This window comes from Helicobacter zhangjianzhongii (assembly GCF_030249855.1).
In the GTDB taxonomy this organism is placed as follows: Bacteria; Campylobacterota; Campylobacteria; order Campylobacterales; family Helicobacteraceae; genus Helicobacter_B; species Helicobacter_B zhangjianzhongii.
Genome location: NZ_JANURN010000002.1, coordinates 233717 through 249033 on the forward strand (window position 1 = coordinate 233717; position 15317 = coordinate 249033).

Annotated in this window: 16 protein-coding genes, 2 tRNA genes and 1 CRISPR repeat array; of the genes, 5 read left to right on the forward strand and 13 right to left on the reverse strand. The window is 45.3% G+C overall.

What is annotated here, in order from left to right:
* Window positions 1–18: 18 nt before the first annotated feature.
* Genes NYG90_RS02950 through nth form a run of 7 tightly spaced genes read right to left on the reverse strand, consistent with a single transcriptional unit; the run spans window position 19 to window position 6187 of the window.
* The gene (locus NYG90_RS02950) at window positions 19–1830 is read right to left on the reverse strand and encodes a glycosyltransferase family 9 protein (RefSeq protein WP_285264668.1); all 1812 of its coding nucleotides are present in this window, start codon (window positions 1828–1830) and stop codon (window positions 19–21) included.
* Between the two features lie 3 nt (window positions 1831–1833).
* A complete protein-coding gene (gene pyrC / locus NYG90_RS02955) occupies window positions 1834–2910 on the reverse strand; it encodes a dihydroorotase (RefSeq protein WP_285256506.1) in 1077 nt (358 codons plus the stop codon).
* A 9-nt stretch (window positions 2911–2919) separates the two neighbouring features.
* On the reverse strand, window positions 2920–3738 hold the full coding sequence (locus tag NYG90_RS02960; protein WP_285264669.1) for an energy transducer TonB: 819 nt from the start codon (window positions 3736–3738) through the stop codon (window positions 2920–2922).
* Window positions 3735–4709, reverse strand: a complete 975-nt coding sequence (locus tag NYG90_RS02965; protein ID WP_285256504.1) for a flagellar biosynthetic protein FliO — start codon at window positions 4707–4709, stop codon at window positions 3735–3737. Before NYG90_RS02965 ends, NYG90_RS02960 begins: the two co-directional genes overlap by 4 nt.
* Window positions 4666–5031 carry a flagellar motor switch protein FliN gene (fliN, locus tag NYG90_RS02970; protein ID WP_115010699.1) on the reverse strand — a complete coding sequence of 122 codons (366 nt, stop codon included), beginning with the start codon at window positions 5029–5031 and terminating at the stop codon, window positions 4666–4668. The genes NYG90_RS02965 and fliN overlap by 44 nt, the downstream gene beginning before the upstream one ends.
* 26 nt (window positions 5032–5057) lie before the next feature.
* Entirely contained in the window at window positions 5058–5468 is a 411-nt protein-coding gene (locus NYG90_RS02975) for a chemotaxis protein CheX (protein WP_115010698.1), read from the reverse strand.
* Window positions 5469–5494: 26 nt separating this feature from the next.
* Window positions 5495–6187 (reverse strand): endonuclease III, encoded by a 693-nt coding sequence (nth, locus tag NYG90_RS02980; protein ID WP_115010697.1) that lies wholly within the window; start codon window positions 6185–6187, stop codon window positions 5495–5497.
* Window positions 6188–6344: 157 nt separating this feature from the next.
* On the opposite strand from nth, the gene NYG90_RS02985 reads away from it, so the two are divergent.
* Entirely contained in the window at window positions 6345–6914 is a 570-nt protein-coding gene (locus NYG90_RS02985) for a hypothetical protein (RefSeq protein ID WP_285256502.1), read from the forward strand.
* Between the two features lie 4 nt (window positions 6915–6918).
* A CRISPR array of direct repeats spans window positions 6919–7286; the repeat unit is 36 nt; unit sequence GTTTTAGTCCCTTTTTAAACTGCCTTATGGTAGAAT.
* A 155-nt stretch (window positions 7287–7441) separates the two neighbouring features.
* Here the strand turns inward: NYG90_RS02985 and cas2 are convergent.
* From cas2 to NYG90_RS03015, 6 genes are all read right to left on the reverse strand, one after another.
* Entirely contained in the window at window positions 7442–7936 is a 495-nt protein-coding gene (cas2, locus tag NYG90_RS02990) for a CRISPR-associated endonuclease Cas2 (RefSeq protein WP_285256501.1), read from the reverse strand.
* On the reverse strand, window positions 7926–8822 hold the full coding sequence (gene cas1, locus NYG90_RS02995; protein ID WP_285256500.1) for a type II CRISPR-associated endonuclease Cas1: 897 nt from the start codon (window positions 8820–8822) through the stop codon (window positions 7926–7928). The genes cas2 and cas1 overlap by 11 nt, the downstream gene beginning before the upstream one ends.
* Window positions 8812–12012, reverse strand: a complete 3201-nt coding sequence (gene cas9 / locus NYG90_RS03000) for a type II CRISPR RNA-guided endonuclease Cas9 (RefSeq protein ID WP_285256499.1) — start codon at window positions 12010–12012, stop codon at window positions 8812–8814. The genes cas1 and cas9 overlap by 11 nt, the downstream gene beginning before the upstream one ends.
* Window positions 12013–12093: 81 nt before the next feature.
* A complete protein-coding gene (locus tag NYG90_RS03005) occupies window positions 12094–12522 on the reverse strand; it encodes a hypothetical protein (RefSeq protein ID WP_285256498.1) in 429 nt (142 codons plus the stop codon).
* Window positions 12523–12735: 213 nt separating this feature from the next.
* Complete coding sequence (locus tag NYG90_RS03010; protein WP_285256497.1) at window positions 12736–12921, reverse strand: hypothetical protein; 186 nt, start codon at window positions 12919–12921, stop codon at window positions 12736–12738.
* Between the two features lie 148 nt (window positions 12922–13069).
* Window positions 13070–13267 carry a hypothetical protein gene (locus NYG90_RS03015; RefSeq protein ID WP_285256496.1) on the reverse strand — a complete coding sequence of 66 codons (198 nt, stop codon included), beginning with the start codon at window positions 13265–13267 and terminating at the stop codon, window positions 13070–13072.
* Window positions 13268–13336: 69 nt separating this feature from the next.
* On the opposite strand from NYG90_RS03015, the gene NYG90_RS03020 reads away from it, so the two are divergent.
* The 4 genes from NYG90_RS03020 to galU all read left to right on the forward strand — a co-directional run bounded on the left by NYG90_RS03020 (window position 13337) and on the right by galU (window position 15316).
* Window positions 13337–13411 (forward strand) — tRNA-Gln (locus tag NYG90_RS03020).
* A 27-nt stretch (window positions 13412–13438) separates the two neighbouring features.
* Window positions 13439–13515: transfer RNA gene (locus tag NYG90_RS03025), tRNA-Met, on the forward strand.
* 36 nt (window positions 13516–13551) lie between these two features.
* The gene (locus tag NYG90_RS03030) at window positions 13552–14412 is read left to right on the forward strand and encodes a menaquinone biosynthesis family protein (protein ID WP_285256495.1); all 861 of its coding nucleotides are present in this window, start codon (window positions 13552–13554) and stop codon (window positions 14410–14412) included.
* A 70-nt stretch (window positions 14413–14482) separates the two neighbouring features.
* Window positions 14483–15316, forward strand: a complete 834-nt coding sequence (gene galU, locus NYG90_RS03035) for a UTP--glucose-1-phosphate uridylyltransferase GalU (protein WP_115010692.1) — start codon at window positions 14483–14485, stop codon at window positions 15314–15316.
* Window position 15317: the final 1 nt, after the last annotated feature.

Below are 15317 nucleotides of genomic sequence, written 5' to 3' on the forward strand. Positions count from 1 at the left end.
CGATTATAAAGCCCTAGATTAAATGCTTATTAACTGCGCTTGTCTAGCCCTTAGATCCACCCACACGCGATAGATGGATTCTGGTGGGATAGAGGCGATCTCAAAGCTACCACTTTGACTTAGCACATAAGGATTGCCTAGCAGCACGCGCGAGAGCTTTGTATCGCGCATATTTTTGCCCTTGCTTGTTTGTGGATTGCCAAGTAGGGTGATGACTTGTGGGCTTTGTAATGCCCACGCCAAATGCGTAACCCCCGTATCCCCCCCGATCACGCAGTGCATAGCGTTTAGGACATATTTTAGGGCGTTGAAGTCAAGCGGCGGAAAAAGGCAGGTGTGAAGATTTCTCGCCTCTAGCATAGCTTGGAGGGATAGGGCATTGTGCTTATGCTCGTGATAGATTAGGCAAAATGTGATTTTCTGTGTGCTTGCTTGCTGCATACGCGTGGCAAGAGCGGCAAATTGCTCTATGGGGTAGGTTTTTTGCGGGATTGAGGCTTCTAGGACAAATAGCACGCGATAGGTGCTAGACTCTAGGGTGGCTTGTGTGCTTGGGGGGAGGGGGGCTTTGCCCCAGCCAAACCCACTTTTTGCGTGCTTGGGCGTTGGCTTTTGCGCGCTTTTTGGGGATTCTGCGGCGGGGGCTTGCTCATTACCGCTTAGGTAAATCCCTTCGCCCCCGCCTTGAAAACCCCAAAAATCATCGCAAAACAAGGGATACCGCTCGCCGCTAGGCGATGTTTCTTTAGAAAATCCTGCCGCCTGCGGCGTAGCTATGCTTTGGGCGTTAGGGCTAGAATCCTTTGTGGAGTCGCTTAGAGTTGAGGCGTTTTGGGCAGAAAAACTAGAATCCTCGTTTTCACTAGTGGCATTATTTTCTGTCATTGCGAGACACTGCGTAGCAGTGGCGTGGCAATCCATAGTTTTTGCGGTAGCAAAAATGGGAGTATCACTAGAATCCGCTTTTTGTAATGTTTGTATTTCTTGTGCTTTTTGTGCTGTTTTTTCAAAAGTGGATTCTAGGGGGTTGGTATATTTTTGTATGGATTGCCACGCTTTGCGGAGCAAAGCTCGCAATGACAGAAAATAAGCATTGCTGCTAGAATCCACTTTTTTATTTTCAGTCCGTTTTTCTTCTTCAAGGATTCTAGGAGTTGCGGTGGGGCTTTCAAAAGTGGATTCTAGGGGTTGGACTTGTTTTGTAAAACCGCTGTGGGATTCTAGGTTTTGCGATGAGAAATCGGGGTTTTTCAAGCGCGCGCAAGGGCGCATACTTGGAGTATGTAACTGAAGCGCGCGCGCAGAAATCCCCGATTTATCGCGCAAAGCCGAATCCCTCAAACAACACTGATAAATTGCGGCATTGCGCACCAATATATTCTCATCATACGCCACCTTCACGCGCCTACTATATAGCACGCTAGCTAGCCCCTCTCGCGCCGAGCTAAAGCTAAAGCCCACAAACTCCCTAGAATCTAGCGCACGCCCCACAATGGCAGATTTGATTAGTCCTTGCAAATCTAGCACCACATCAAACCGCCCCAAAGCACGCAAGCTCCGCCAAAGCTCCCTAACGGCACGGAGTGATTTAAGGCGTTTGATAGGTAGGGCGTGTAGTGTCGTGATCGCTTTATGATGCTCTAATATCCCTGCAAAGCGCGTATCCACAAACCACTCAATACGCACTTCATCATATTCCTGCGCCAAAGCGTGATAAAAGTCCATAAGCTTGCTAGCAGATACCACGACATCGCCAAACGATGAGAGCCGCACAATGCCTATGCGGATAGATTTTGTGGGGGTCTTGCTTGCTTGTGTGAGCTGCTCCATATCTTATGCCTTGCTCTCTATCTCTCTCCACGCGATCATCTCGCCTGCACGCAAGGGCGTTAGATTAGAATCTAGCACGCGGATAGATTCTGGGATTTTGTAGGGGGCTTGCTCTAGGGTGATTAGCTTAGGATTGTCCTCCCACGCCTGCGCTGCTTGCACCCAGCAAGCAAGATCATAGATTTTCATCGCATTATCGCTCACAAAGGCTTGGAGATTGTGCAGGGCATTATGCTTGTGAAATAGCTCTGCAAGCTGGGGCAAAAGCCCCACCGCGCTAAAAATCCCTGCCGCGCCCTTTTGCTTGGCTTCTAGGCTATGGGGCGCAGAGTCTGAGCCAAAGCACACTTTGCTATGCGCATTTAGGGCTAGATCTAGCAGGGCTTGCTTGTCTTTGGGTGTTTTTAGCACAGGCTTGCAGAAGTGATGATGACAGAGTGCGCCGCCTGCTAGATTGCTAAGATCTAGGGTGATATGGTGCAAAGTCAAGGTCGCATAGAGATTATCATACTCCTCTAGAAGTGGGATCGTGCGGTGATCGCTTATATGCTCTATGATGATTTTGAGATTAGGGAAGCGTGTGGCAAGCTCTCTAAATATCGCGCCAAACTCCATCTCTCGCTCCAGCACAAAGCCCCCGCTCTCGCCGTGGATACAAAGGATTATGCCAAGCTCTTGTGCCGCGCTAAAAATTTCATACGATTTGCTATCTAGCACTTGGGCTATGCCATTATCGCTATTTGTGGTGGCACCCTTGGGATAGAGCTTTAGGAGCTTGAAGCCGTGCTTGGCACAGGATTCTAGCTCTTGTGGGGTGAGTGAGTCGCTCAAATACAGCGCACAAAGTGGCTCAAAGGATTCTAGCGGCTGCTTATGTGCTTTAGCATAGCTATGGATAGAATCTTTAATTGCTTGCTTGTAGGCTTGTGCCTTGTGTAAGGAATCTATGGGGGGCGTTAGATTTGGCATTATCACCGCCGCGGCAAAGCTTTTAGCACTAAAGGGCGTAACGACATCAAGCAGCGCGCCATCGCGTAAATGCAAGTGCATATCAAGGGGATTTTTTAGTGTGATTTGCATAGTAGCTCCTTAACGATAAATAGTATAGGTGATGTGGAAGCGGATAAGCGTGCGCTGCTTAGGTCGCGGATAGTCCTTATAGGCGATTTCTATGGTTTTTTGCGAGTTTTTATCTAGTAGCACAAAGCCCGAGCTAAGAAGCAGCTTCAATCCTTGTATATCACCATTTGGTAGCAAGTAGAATTCTATCGCATTCTCGCCGGATTGGTTGAGATATGCGGCGGTGTTTGGGTAGGTTAAGTAGCGTTGTGTGATGCGTGCTATCTCGCGCAAATTGCTTGTGATGAAATCTCGCTCTGCACTGCCTAGATCCCCCCACTCATCGCCATAGAGCTTGTCAATATCGCGCCTCGTTTGGCGGTCAAGCCCTTTGTCTTGCTCAAGTGATGGACGCGATTGCGTGCTTTGGTTTGCTGGGGAGAAAAATTGCAAGTTTTTGGGATCGTAAGTGGTATGTGGTAAAGGAGTTTGAGAGTCTAGGGGCTTTGGCTGCTTGGGGTTGCTTTGTGTGCTTGGGGTGGTGGCTTGGCTTGGCTTGGTGGGGGGGTATGGGCTTTGGGCGGTGTCTTTGCTTGCTAGGGTGGGAGGTGGTGCGCCGGGGGTATTTGCACTTTTATCAAGGCTTGTGCCGCGCTTTAGGATAAGTAGGTTTTCTGTGTCGATTTTGCGGAGTTTGGGGGTTTTGAAAAAATGCGCATAAAGCCACCAGCTGATAAAAATCACAAACAAGTGCGCGCTTAAAGCGATCGCTAGGCTTACATAAAAGCGCGTTTGGCTGCTTGTATCAAGCGAGATAGGCGATTTATAGATGGGGGGTAGATTCATCATTTTGCATTGTTGAGTGTGCTCCAAAACTTCTCATCAAATGCTTTGACATCGCCTATCCTTTGTGGCTTGGCTTGGGGGGAGTTGCTGGTGGTGTGCGTTTGTTTGGGGATTTTATCAAGCAAGACATTGCCTTTATCACCTAAAAGCACCATATAGAAATACTCTTTAGCCTCGATGATGATGACTTTGTTTTTAGGGTCGATTTGGCTTTGTGAGACGACTTTGAGCGAGTCATTAAGCCCTGAGCGTCTGCGTATTTGCTTGCGGATATAGAGTAATACCACAAGGATAAGCAAAAAGCTTGCGATGATATACCAATACTTCTGTATATCCATATCCTGCGTGCTTAAGCTTAGCTTGCTTGTATCAAGCAAGGGGGCGGAGGTGGATTCTAGGGATTCTAGGGCTTTGGCGTTTGCGGTGTCTTTGTCTTGCGGGGTGCTTTGTGTGCTTGAAGGCTTTTGAAATACTTCATTGATAGGCGTTGGCTTTAGCGTGGTGGGGGTATTTAGCAGAGAATCCACAATCCCAGAATCCGCGGTAAAAAAGCTTAGGCGCAGGGTGTTTTTGTCTTTGGAAATGCTTGGCTTGACATAGTAGGGCTTGCGCGATTCTACGCTGAAGTAGAGATTGTTGTTTTTGGGGATAATCTCAAGCTTTTTTATCGGCGAGTTTTGGAAGCTCCTAGTTACTTTGCTGCCGCTTGTGATTTGCGAGATCATAGTCATTTTTTGCGTGCTTTTGCCATTAGGCACGCTTGCTGTGCCTACCTCACCGCTAAAGGCAGAATCCAGCAGCAAAAGCACATCAAGCTTATCTTGCTCGGGGTAAGTTTGGATCTGCTTGAGCGTAGCTGCACCACAAATATGCGCAACTACCATAAGCATAGCAAGCGTGTGTTGGATACCTAGCTTTTTCATCGGTGGGTTAGTCGTAGGGATTTGTGCGTGCGATGTAATACACAATCGCATTAGAATCCAAAATTTCATTTAAACGGATAGCAAGCGATCGCTCATAGACCATCACCTCGCCTTTGCCGATGATCCTGCCATTGACAAAGACATCGATACTCTCTCCTGCGGGCTTTTGCAGATCGATAATCGAGCCTTTTTCAAACTTCAAAATCTCTGCCAAAGGGATTTTAGAAGAGCCTAGCTCCGCGGTAAAAACTACGCCCATATCAAGCAAGCCGCCGTAATTTTCCATCATATCTTCAAGATAGGAGGCAAGCTCTATTTCTTCTGGGGTATGGGCTTTTTGCTTATCGAGTATGGAGTTGGGTCGATCTGCCATAAGCGTTCCTTAAAGAGTTGTTGTCGCTATGATTTATTACTGCGTAGAAAAATACTGCAATGCCCCAAGCCTTGCAAGCGGAAGTGGATACCTTGATCGTAGTTTTTTATCACGCGGATTCCTAGGAATTCTGGGGTGGAGATGTTGAAGCTTGTATTGCGCTTTTGGGCGATGACTTTGGCGTGTCCTACGGTGAGATTAGCAAGCTCTCGCGCCATATCTTCTAGCGCGTCATCACTAGGAGTGCTATCATCTAAAAAGTGCAGGCACATTGTTTTTAAAAAAGGCTTATTAAACACAAGCAAGACATTTGTGCCTCTGCCAATCATTTCAATCGAAGTGAGATAGCCCTTTTTAAGCGGGATAATAGACTCTTCTACCTCGACACTGATAGAATCTTTAATAACTTCAAAAAAACTCTCTTTGATCACTTCCATACCGCACCAGCCTTTGACTTTTATTATTATTGTAGCGTAATTTTGGCTTTAGGCTTAGGTTTCTTGCGTGTTTTGTCCTTGTGGCAGAATTCTTGCACGAAGCATTGTGAGCATTGGGGCTTGATCGCCTTGCAGATATAGCGACCAAATAGCACAAAAGCTTGGTGCAAGTTTGATAGCTCGGTAACAAACACTCTCTGCAAATCTTGCTCGGTTTTTTCTGGGGTTTTGGCATTGCTTAAGGCTAGGCGGTGAGAGACGCGGAATACATGGGTATCGACAGCCATTACATTTGCCTGGCAGTATTCTAGCAGCACGACATTGGCGGTTTTCTGCCCTACGCCTGCTAGGGATTTTAGCTCTGCTTGAGTGGTGGGGATCTTGCCTTGAAAATGCTCTAGGACTTGCTGTGCCATTTGGTGTAAATGCTTGGCTTTGTTGTTGAAAAATGAAATGCTTTTGATGAGATCTTTGATCTCTGCAATATCGGCTTGTGCTAGTGCCTGCACGCTGGGATAGCGCGCGAAAAATGCGGGCGTTACGAGATTGACACGCTTATCGGTGCATTGGGCAGAGAGCATTACACACACAAGCAGCTCATACATATTGCGATAGTTTAGCTCTGTTTTTGCCTGTGGATAATGCGCGAGAAATCGCGCCTTGATCTCGGCGATTTGGGATTTTGTCCTGCGTGGCTTGGGTATTGTAGCTTTGCTCATAAAAACTCCTTGGGTATGCAAATGCATTGTAGCAAAATGGCTTAGGTTTGTAATGTAAGCTTTTTGTTTTAGCTCCTTTTTAAACTGCCGTGTGTAGAATGAGAAAGCTATACAATGCTTTAAAATCGGTTAATAAACAATACTTAGGAGCGTAGAAATGGAATTGATTGTAAATGGTGGAAAAGGTGTAAGCAATGAGAATGTCAAGGGCTTTTTAGATAGCTTAGGCGAGCAGTTAGGGCGTATTGACAAGAGCGATTTACCAGAGGCGTTACAAGACTTTGTAATAGAGTTTGGAGATGGGCAGCACGATGGGCAGTATATGTATAAGCTAATAGCAGGCAATGCAGAGCTAGAAAATGTCGGCACAGAGCAAGAGCTAACTTACTACAACAAAGAGACAAGCGGCGTGGTAAGCAAGGTAAATATCAACGCAGAGAACACAAGCGATGCGCTAGGTTTAGCTTTGTTTGTGGGAATCTTTGGCAAGGTGTTTGAATCGGTAGAGAATCCCATCGAGCTAGTAGATAGCATAGTGGAGAATACAATAGATATAAAAGATTATAGCGGCAATAAGTATGCGCTACTACTTGCAGGAGATTTGCGATATGGCGCGATTGTAAATTACATTTTCACAAGCAACTCTTTTGTGAATGTATTAAAAGATAAAGCTAAGTTTATATATAATGTTATGAAAATTGCTATGGAATCATCAGCAAGAGTATAGATTTGTTTTAGTCCCTTTTTAAACTGCCTTATGGTAGAATGCACCGGCTTGAATACCAGCACCGCCGAGAGTTTTAGTCCCTTTTTAAACTGCCTTATGGTAGAATCAAGTCTTGCAAGCAGAAGCAAGCGAGCAAGGTTTTAGTCCCTTTTTAAACTGCCTTATGGTAGAATAGCACCAGCGGAGATACCAGCACCGCCTAAGTTTTAGTCCCTTTTTAAACTGCCTTATGGTAGAATGCTAAATGCCAATAATCCAAAGTATCACGGGTTTTAGTCCCTTTTTAAACTGCCTTATGGTAGAATTAAGTCTTGCAGCGGCTTAATGTCTCTAAAAGTTTTAGTCCCTTTTTAAACTGCCTTATGGTAGAATAGCTTCCTTTCTATCGCCCTGTGGCACGAAGCTAGAGCAGATTTGTAAAGCGCGAAATCCTTTAGGATTTCGCGCTAAATTTGGCAGTTTAAAAAGGGACTAAAATAAGGAAGTAAAGGGTCTTCCGCAGGGTAAGTCATATCCCTATCAAAACCCTAGAATTCAAAGAGACTTGGCTGCTTTGGCTTAGGTCTTTGTGTAGTGGTGTTGGATTCTTTTGCTACACTTTTTTGACTCTCTGTATCTTTGCTCTTTTGGCTAGATTCTTTATAGGCATAATCACCAAGCTTTTCATCAAAGTTAAATAGCACGAGATTTTGCTCGGCATTTATGCGTTCATTAAACGAGGCATTGCCTAAGAGGATCTCCATAGCGTCAAACTGCTTTTCTGTGATGATTAGGACACGCACATTGCCTTGTGGGGGTAGGATCATCTTTACTGCATTGATAGAGGCTTTTGCCGAGCTTAACCCCTTGCATATACGCATATATACGCTAAATTGCATCATAAAGTAGCCTAGCTTGATGAGATTATTGCGGAATTTGGTGGCGTGCTTTTGCTCCTTTTTGGTCTTGGTAGGCATATCAAACATCAGCAAAACACGCATAAATTTATCTTCAATCATTTGCATCACTAGCTTAGGTCTCAAAGCTTACCCTTAGCAAGCTCTGCTCCCCTAGCATTGCTCCCTTTAGGCTCTGCACATATCGCCCGATAGCCCTACTAAGCGGATAGCTCTGCCCATCTATACAGGCTTTTTCTTGTAGGATATTGATAAGAGTCCTTTTGTCTTCTTGCTGCAAGGATATGTCTTTAGAAGGGGTATCAAGCTCTAAGACACAGCGATCCACCCAAGGGCGAAAGACTTCTATCACATCATCGCAGAGATTGAAGCTGTTATACATATTATCGTGCTTTATGCCTAGCCACGGCAGCAGCCCGCTAATGCAGACATTACGCACGATACAAGCACGCACAATCGCATAGCCATAATTAAGCGCAGAATTAGCAAAGCAGAACTGCTCCCTAGAAAAGCCCTTGCCAAAGAGAGCTTTAAAATACGCTGCTGCTGCTATGGCTTCAAAATTCCTAGAATCCCCTAAGGTGACATTGCTAGCTAGGAGCAAGAGCTCATCGCTTGCTTTGTGCTTGTGGTGGGTTTGTAGGACATAGGCTTGATTGGTGATTTTGTTTTTAATGATTTTTTGCCACAAAATAGACTTTTTCTGCTTGGTTACTTGCATTTGCTCTCTAGCGACTTTGGCTTGCTGAAAATGCCCTGAGTAAGGGTGCAAGATACCATTGATGTGATGAGTATCATCACAAGTTAGCACGATGATATTATGCTCACAAAGCGCAGAGAGCAGGGCGGTGGTTATGGTGATCTGCGGGGATTCTAGGATTATGGAGTGAATGTCTTTTAAAAAGAGCTTTGCTTGCTTGTCTTCTTGGCTTAGGACAAGGTGCTTTGCTTGTAGGCTAAGCTTGGCTGGGGAGCTAACTAGCACACTCCTAAAGGCTTCATCATAGCTCATCGCCACTCCTTTGGACTATGCGCTTTGTGGGCTTTGTGTGCTTTAGGGTGATGTCTTGGCGTGGGTGGAAGGGGGCAGGTGCTACTTGCCCTAGGATTGAGACTTGGTATTTTTCAAAGACTTGTAGATTTTGGATTCCAACTCTATCTTTTACTTCTTCTTGTGTGGCGTTGCTAAAGAGCAATTTTTGATTGTCTGTAAGTGTGGAGAAGCTATTATCGTGCTTGGCTACTTTGATATTTACACCACTAGTATCAAAATTCACAAAATAACACAGCTCTGGCTTTTGCATCCCCTCCTTCTGCACTAGGAGCACATCATCTTTATAGAGTGAGAAAATAAACTCATAGCTAGAGTCCATTTCTAGCCAGTCCTTAATCACGCCATTTTTATCTTTCCCTTTAACCACTGCTTTATTTGGCAAAATCCCTAGCGCGAAGTCCATCGTATAAACAGGCACGCCGTAGAATTTCCCGCTTCTTTTATGTCGAAAAATATCCACCCGCACCATCGCACCATTGTTTACAATCTTTGTGCCGATTTTTCTCATCTTGCCTAGGGCTAATGCCTTTTCCACACCTTTTGTCCCGCCATAGCTTTTAAGTAGTTTAGGACCATTTGGCGAGTAGAAGGTAGCCTCGTGTAATGCCCCCCTTGCTCGCAATCTAGGCGGCTTAGAGACAAAGATGGATTCTAGCTTCTCTAGCACACTTGCGCGGAAGTTTTCGCCATTTGGGAGATTGATAAAGGCTCGTTTTTTCTTATACTCTTCTTTGCTTAGTGTGTGGGCGTAGTAGGCGGCTCTGCTTGTCTCTTGCGTCTTTTTGAACTCGCTAAAAGCCTTTATCACGCGATCATTCATAAAGCCGATAATCACCGCATCAAGCCCGTGGTGCAAGTGGTTGTTTCTATCTTTGCTAGCAAAGCCTAGGTAATGCCGCATTGTAGCAGTAAGCGCACCATTGACCACGACAATATGTCTTTTGCTCCCCTGTTGCCCCCTGCCAAGCGTGGTATCCTCACTCTCATCTAGGGGCAAAAACTCTAAATATGCTTGAGTATAGTCTGCTACAAGGCGTGCGATATAGCTTGTGTCATTGAGATTGCGGAGCTTAAATCCTGCTTCTTTATCGACAAAGTTTGCATTTAGGATTCTGCGTGCTTTGCTTTTGGGGATTTTTTTGGCAAATGTTATCAAGCCCACAATTTTTCCCCACTTGGCAGAGTCTGCGCCAAAGGCTTCAAAGGGCGTTTTATCGCCCTTTTCTTGGTTTGCCTTTGTAAAGACTAAGACTTTATTCATATAGCTATCATCAAAGCTGCGTGAGTAGGGGTAGATATGATCTATCTGCAAGGCGGCGGGGTCTTTTAGGTGGGCAAATGTGATTTTCTCCCCACTATATGCGCAGAATTCTCCTTGCTCTTCCCATAGCTTTAGCTTTAGGAGATTGGTGCTACTTGGCTCAAGTCCTAGACTCTCACATTGCTTGCGTGCAGCTTGATTAGCGGCGTAGTTTTCTCTTTGCTCTTTTTCGTATTTTTGTCGCTCTGTGGCATTTAGCTTGGCTTCTCTGGCGTATTCTATGTGGATTTTATGGGGTCTGCCATATTGCTTAAGCAGGGCGTTTAGCACCTTTCTATACTCGGCTAATGCCCTTTTTACAACAGGGTTTGCTAAATATGGCTCAAACTCTTCAAAGGGTGGCAAAATATCACCTTTTGAAGTCTTTTTACCTGTGTTTAGCCCTGCTTTTTCTACGGACTCATCATAGCGCAAGCACTGGCTCTCTCCGCTCTCATCAATGCCGATACAATAGTCTGCATCACTGCTGCGTGCTTCACGCTCCCCACGCATAAAGGGCAAGATCGTAGATAGAGCCTTAAAGCTTAGGCTAATATGCTTAGAAAAATTGAGATTGCTTAGGGCTTGTATCTGCTCGCTTGTGAGATGGAGCTGCTCTTTGGCAGAGTAGGATTCTAGCTCTTTGTGTAGCTCTACTACATCTTTAATCACGGCAATTTGGCTTGCTATCTTATCTATATGCTCTCTCTCTAAGCTTGCAAAGCTCTCTCCCAAAGCCTTTTTAAACGCCTTTAAATGCGTAAATTCTACAAATTTTACCTTTTCTGCCTCTTTGAGCCCCTTGCTATAATCTAGCCTAGAATCCACAAATTGTATTTTTTCATCTAGGTTGATCATTTCACGCAATGCGCGATAGCTCATCTCTCCTTTTTCTAGCACAGAAGCTAAGATTTTAAGCACCATAGCTTTGTCATAAGCTTCCCCGCTTTTCTTGCTAAGATTGGCAAGAGTGTTGATAATGCGCGATAGTGCGACAAACTCTATCGCACTTACGCTGTCTTTGGGCGCGCGCTTCTCCCCTGCGATAAACTGACACTCCCCTACCTTATCATCAAATCTCTTTAAGGGGCGTTGCTCAAAAATCTTTTTTATTAAGCTATCTTCAAACTCTTTGCTTATAGCAAAGCCATAGTCTCTTTGCTTAGAAAATATCAGTGCAAGCTCATCTTGGAGCATATCTTGTGAGACACAATGCTCGTAGTTATCTGTCGTATTTCGCACATTTTTAAACTCTAAGGAAACTGCGCTTTGCTTTGCAGGGTCTAGCTCTCTTGCTTGCTGAAAATACTCTTTACACAGATACTCGCCCACGCTTCTGTATCCTTTGTCTTGCAGGATTAGGCGATTTTCTTCTATTGCCTTTTTGACCTTGCCTGATTCTGTATCTTTGCTCTCTTTGGCGTGTTTATTGCCATAGCCGCGGTGCTTGGCGATATGCAAAACTATGCGTGCTAGCTCACTAGAATCCACTTTTTGATCTAGTGCCTTTGTGCGTAGCTGATAGGGGGATGGCAGTGGTGCTGCTTTGGAGCTTATGTAGGCTTTGGGCAGCTTGCCATCACTGCTTAGATAATCTTGTAGCTCTAGCTTAAACTCCTTGCAAAGTAGCTGTTTTATGGTGTTTAGCCTCCCGCTTCTTCTTGCTAGTCTTCTTCGCACGCCCCTTGCCGCTCTCCTTGGGAGAGCTAGGGACTCTCCTGTTTTGGGATTTTCTGCTTTGGTAAAGATCCTAACGCCCATATCTTTAAGCGCATTATCTTCAATCACCGCCCAGCCAATGCTGGCTACTCCAATATCAAAGCTATATATTTTGATGTTTGTTTGCATAGTTACTCCTTGATGAGATTTCTGTCATAGCCTCTACTAGTGCGAGTCTTGTATAAAGTGGATTCTAGGGCTAGATCCACTTTATAGCCCAAGCTCTAGCTCTGCAAGCTCCTTGGCACTCTCATAAATGCGCGATTTATACTGCGTGAAAAACCGCTCCTTACGCGCTTGGATTTCATCATACTCAAGTAGCTCGCCACGCATAGCATAATGCCTATGGATAGGGATATTTGCCATATTGTAGGCTTCTAGCTCGCAGCCATATTTCACACGCTCCATGGCAGTTGTATTGCCCGCTAGAGTGTGGGCGCGGACATAGCACGCAGAGAGATTGCGCGCGATGATACCTGCGATCCTTGGCATATCTTGCTTAGGATCGCCACTTAGTGTCTGGGAGAATGCATAATAATCCATAGCGTGGCGCGGCGGCTTAATGGCTTGGGGGTCCGTTGCTTGAAGAAGTGTGAGAGATAAAAGGGCAAGAGAGCCTAGAAGTGTGTATATGCGCATAAATGTCCTTTGTGATGGGTTGTTTTGCATTGTAGCAAGAGATAGTTATATTAAATGTGGATTCTAGCCCTAGCGATTCAGTCTTGGGCACTTTAGCGATTCAGTTTTGGGTGGGCAATGCGATTGATTTTAAGGATTTTGGGACAACCGCAGACCTCTAGTCTAGCTCTGCCCCAAAATCCTTAAAAAACACCCACAGCCCCACCGCAATCCTTAGAATCGTGTTACTCTAAAACTAACTTCAATCCTAGAATCCACTTTTTCAAATAACACCCTTTTCTTGTCATATTGAGCCACAGGCGAAATATTTCTTGTCATTGCGAGACACTGCGCCAGCAGTGGCGTGGCAATCCACACTAGAATCCACTTTTTGATATTGTCGTATTGAGCCCAAGGCAAAAATCTCTCATCATTGCGGGCGGGACTTATCCGCGTGGCAAAGCAGTGTCTTTAGTAATCCACAAACCAAAAAACATAGCCTAGAATCCGTGTTTGTATGGATCGCCACGCGGTGCAAAAGCACCGCTCGCGATGACAGAAGAGACTTTCACACTAGAATCCACTTTTGAAACACCCACAGCCCCACCGCAAAGCGTAGCTTCTTTAGTAATCCATAAAAACATAAAAAGTGGATTCTAGTAATGATTATTCTGCTACCGCAGAATTTATGGATTGCCACGCTCGCTCCACTCGCTCGCAATGACAGAATTTGTGCTTTATCCCTAGAATCCACTTTTTGACACATTGCTATATGCCTAAAATAAGTAAAATTTAAGCCAAACTCCTATACAATCGCGGCTTTATTAAACGCTGTTGGGGTATCGCCAAGCGGTAAGGCACCTGGTTTTGGTCCAGGCATTCCGAGGTTCGAATCCTTGTACCCCAGCCACTTTTCTTCCCTTTTCTTATACTATATCGCGGGGTAGAGCAGTCCGGTAGCTCGTTGGGCTCATAACCCAAAGGTCGGTGGTTCAAATCCATCTCCCGCAACCATTCATATATAAATAAGCTGACATTTTGGAGAGTTGTTTGATAAGCGTAGCACATAGTCCCGATGCTGATGATATTTTTATGTATTATGCCATTGCATTTGGGTGGGTGGGCTCGCCACTTGGGCTGAAGTTTTGCAACACTGCACTAGATATACAAACACTCAATGAAGCAGCTCTGCAAGGGAGCTATGATGTAAGTGCCATTTCCTTTGCTGCTTATCCGCTTATCGCGCAAGATTACGCGCTTTTGCGCACGGGGGTGAGCTTTGGCAGCGGCTATGGACCAAAGCTTATCAAGCTAAAAGGCAAGAGCCTAAAGTCTCATTGCAAAGTCGCCCTATCTGGCGCACACACGACAAACGCCCTGCTTTTCCGCATAGCCTACCCCCACGCAAAAATCGTGTATAAAAACTTCCTTGATATAGAATCCGCTGTGCTAAATGGCGAAGTGGATGCAGGCGTGCTGATCCACGAATCAATCCTGACCTTTAGCGATCAATTAGAAGTGGAGCGAGAGATCTGGGATATATGGTGTGAGCTAGCAGGCGATGATCTGCCTCTGCCACTTGGCGGTATGGCACTGCGCCGTAGTATCCCACTACACCGCGCGATTGATATAGAATCCACTCTCACAAAGGCTGTGCAAATCGCCACACAAAATAAACCCCTACTCTCACAAATGCTGCTTAGTCGCGGTCTTATCCGCGTCAATGCCAAAGAGCTAGATACTTATCTCAATCTCTATGCCAATGCCGAGTCCATTTCCCTTAGCCCCACGCAAATCCGCGCGATTGACACGCTTTTTGCCCTGCTGTATAAACGCGGATTCTACCCTAAGGCACTTTCTTGCGAAGAGTTTTTGCTCCCTAGAGAATACACAAGCCTGCGCAACTCCTAGCCCAAGCTTGTTTATAATCGCATAAATCTTTTGCGCTACAATTTTTACAAATCCACACAAGGACCACACGATGAATTACATTAACAAATGCCTTTTCCCAGCTGCTGGCTATGGGACGCGATTTTTACCCGCGACAAAAGCTATGCCCAAAGAAATGCTCCCCATTCTTACAAAGCCACTTATACAATATGGTGTCGAAGAAGCTCTAAGTGCGGGCTGCCAAACGATGGCGATTGTAACAGGGCGGGGCAAGCGCAGCATAGAAGATCACTTTGATATAAGCTATGAATTAGAGCATCAAATCAAAGGCACGGATAAAGAATTTTTACTCAATGAAGTGCGCTCACTCATCACACAATGCACTTTCTCCTACACACGCCAAAATGAGATGAAAGGCTTGGGACACGCGATTTTGACAGGTGAGACACTCATTGGCAATGAGCCTTTTGCTGTGATTTTGGCTGATGATTTATGCGCAAATATCGGTGGAGATAGCGTGCTAGCACAAATGGTAAAGCTCTATGCCAAGCATAAATGCTCCATAGTCGCCATAGAAGAAGTGCCTATGAGCGAGGTGGATAAATACGGCGTGATCGCAGGAGAGATGATTAGCCAAGATGTTTATCGCGTTAGCACGATGATAGAAAAGCCAAGTGCTAGCGAAGCCCCCTCAAATCTAGCAGTCATTGGTCGCTATATTTTGACGCCTGATATTTTTGATATTTTGCGCGTAACACCCCCGGGCAAAAAGGGTGAAATCCAAATCACCGATGCCCTAATGGAGCAGGCGAAAAATGGGCGAGTAATCGCCTATAAATTCCAAGGCAAGAGGTATGATTGTGGGAGTATTGATGGCTTTGTCGAAGCGACTAATGCGTTTTTTGCAGCAAAAAGTAGCAAATAAA

What these genes read in the sequence shown, in the direction of transcription:
- NYG90_RS02950 (WP_285264668.1), bottom strand. Translation starts at nt 1,830, where the DNA reads ATGGAGCAGCTCACACAAGCAAGCAAGACCCCCACAAAATCTATCCGC.
- pyrC (WP_285256506.1), bottom strand. Translation starts at nt 2,910, where the DNA reads ATGCAAATCACACTAAAAAATCCCCTTGATATGCACTTGCATTTACGC.
- NYG90_RS02960 (WP_285264669.1), bottom strand. Translation starts at nt 3,738, where the DNA reads ATGATGAATCTACCCCCCATCTATAAATCGCCTATCTCGCTTGATACA.
- NYG90_RS02965 (WP_285256504.1), bottom strand. Translation starts at nt 4,709, where the DNA reads ATGCGATTGTGTATTACATCGCACGCACAAATCCCTACGACTAACCCA.
- fliN (WP_115010699.1), bottom strand. Translation starts at nt 5,031, where the DNA reads ATGGCAGATCGACCCAACTCCATACTCGATAAGCAAAAAGCCCATACC.
- NYG90_RS02975 (WP_115010698.1), bottom strand. Translation starts at nt 5,468, where the DNA reads ATGGAAGTGATCAAAGAGAGTTTTTTTGAAGTTATTAAAGATTCTATC.
- nth (WP_115010697.1), bottom strand. Translation starts at nt 6,187, where the DNA reads ATGAGCAAAGCTACAATACCCAAGCCACGCAGGACAAAATCCCAAATC.
- NYG90_RS02985 (WP_285256502.1), top strand. Translation starts at nt 6,345, where the DNA reads ATGGAATTGATTGTAAATGGTGGAAAAGGTGTAAGCAATGAGAATGTC.
- cas1 (WP_285256500.1), bottom strand. Translation starts at nt 8,822, where the DNA reads ATGAGCTATGATGAAGCCTTTAGGAGTGTGCTAGTTAGCTCCCCAGCC.
- cas9 (WP_285256499.1), bottom strand. Translation starts at nt 12,012, where the DNA reads ATGCAAACAAACATCAAAATATATAGCTTTGATATTGGAGTAGCCAGC.
- NYG90_RS03005 (WP_285256498.1), bottom strand. Translation starts at nt 12,522, where the DNA reads ATGCGCATATACACACTTCTAGGCTCTCTTGCCCTTTTATCTCTCACA.
- NYG90_RS03015 (WP_285256496.1), bottom strand. Translation starts at nt 13,267, where the DNA reads ATGTGTCAAAAAGTGGATTCTAGGGATAAAGCACAAATTCTGTCATTG.
- galU (WP_115010692.1), top strand. Translation starts at nt 14,483, where the DNA reads ATGAATTACATTAACAAATGCCTTTTCCCAGCTGCTGGCTATGGGACG.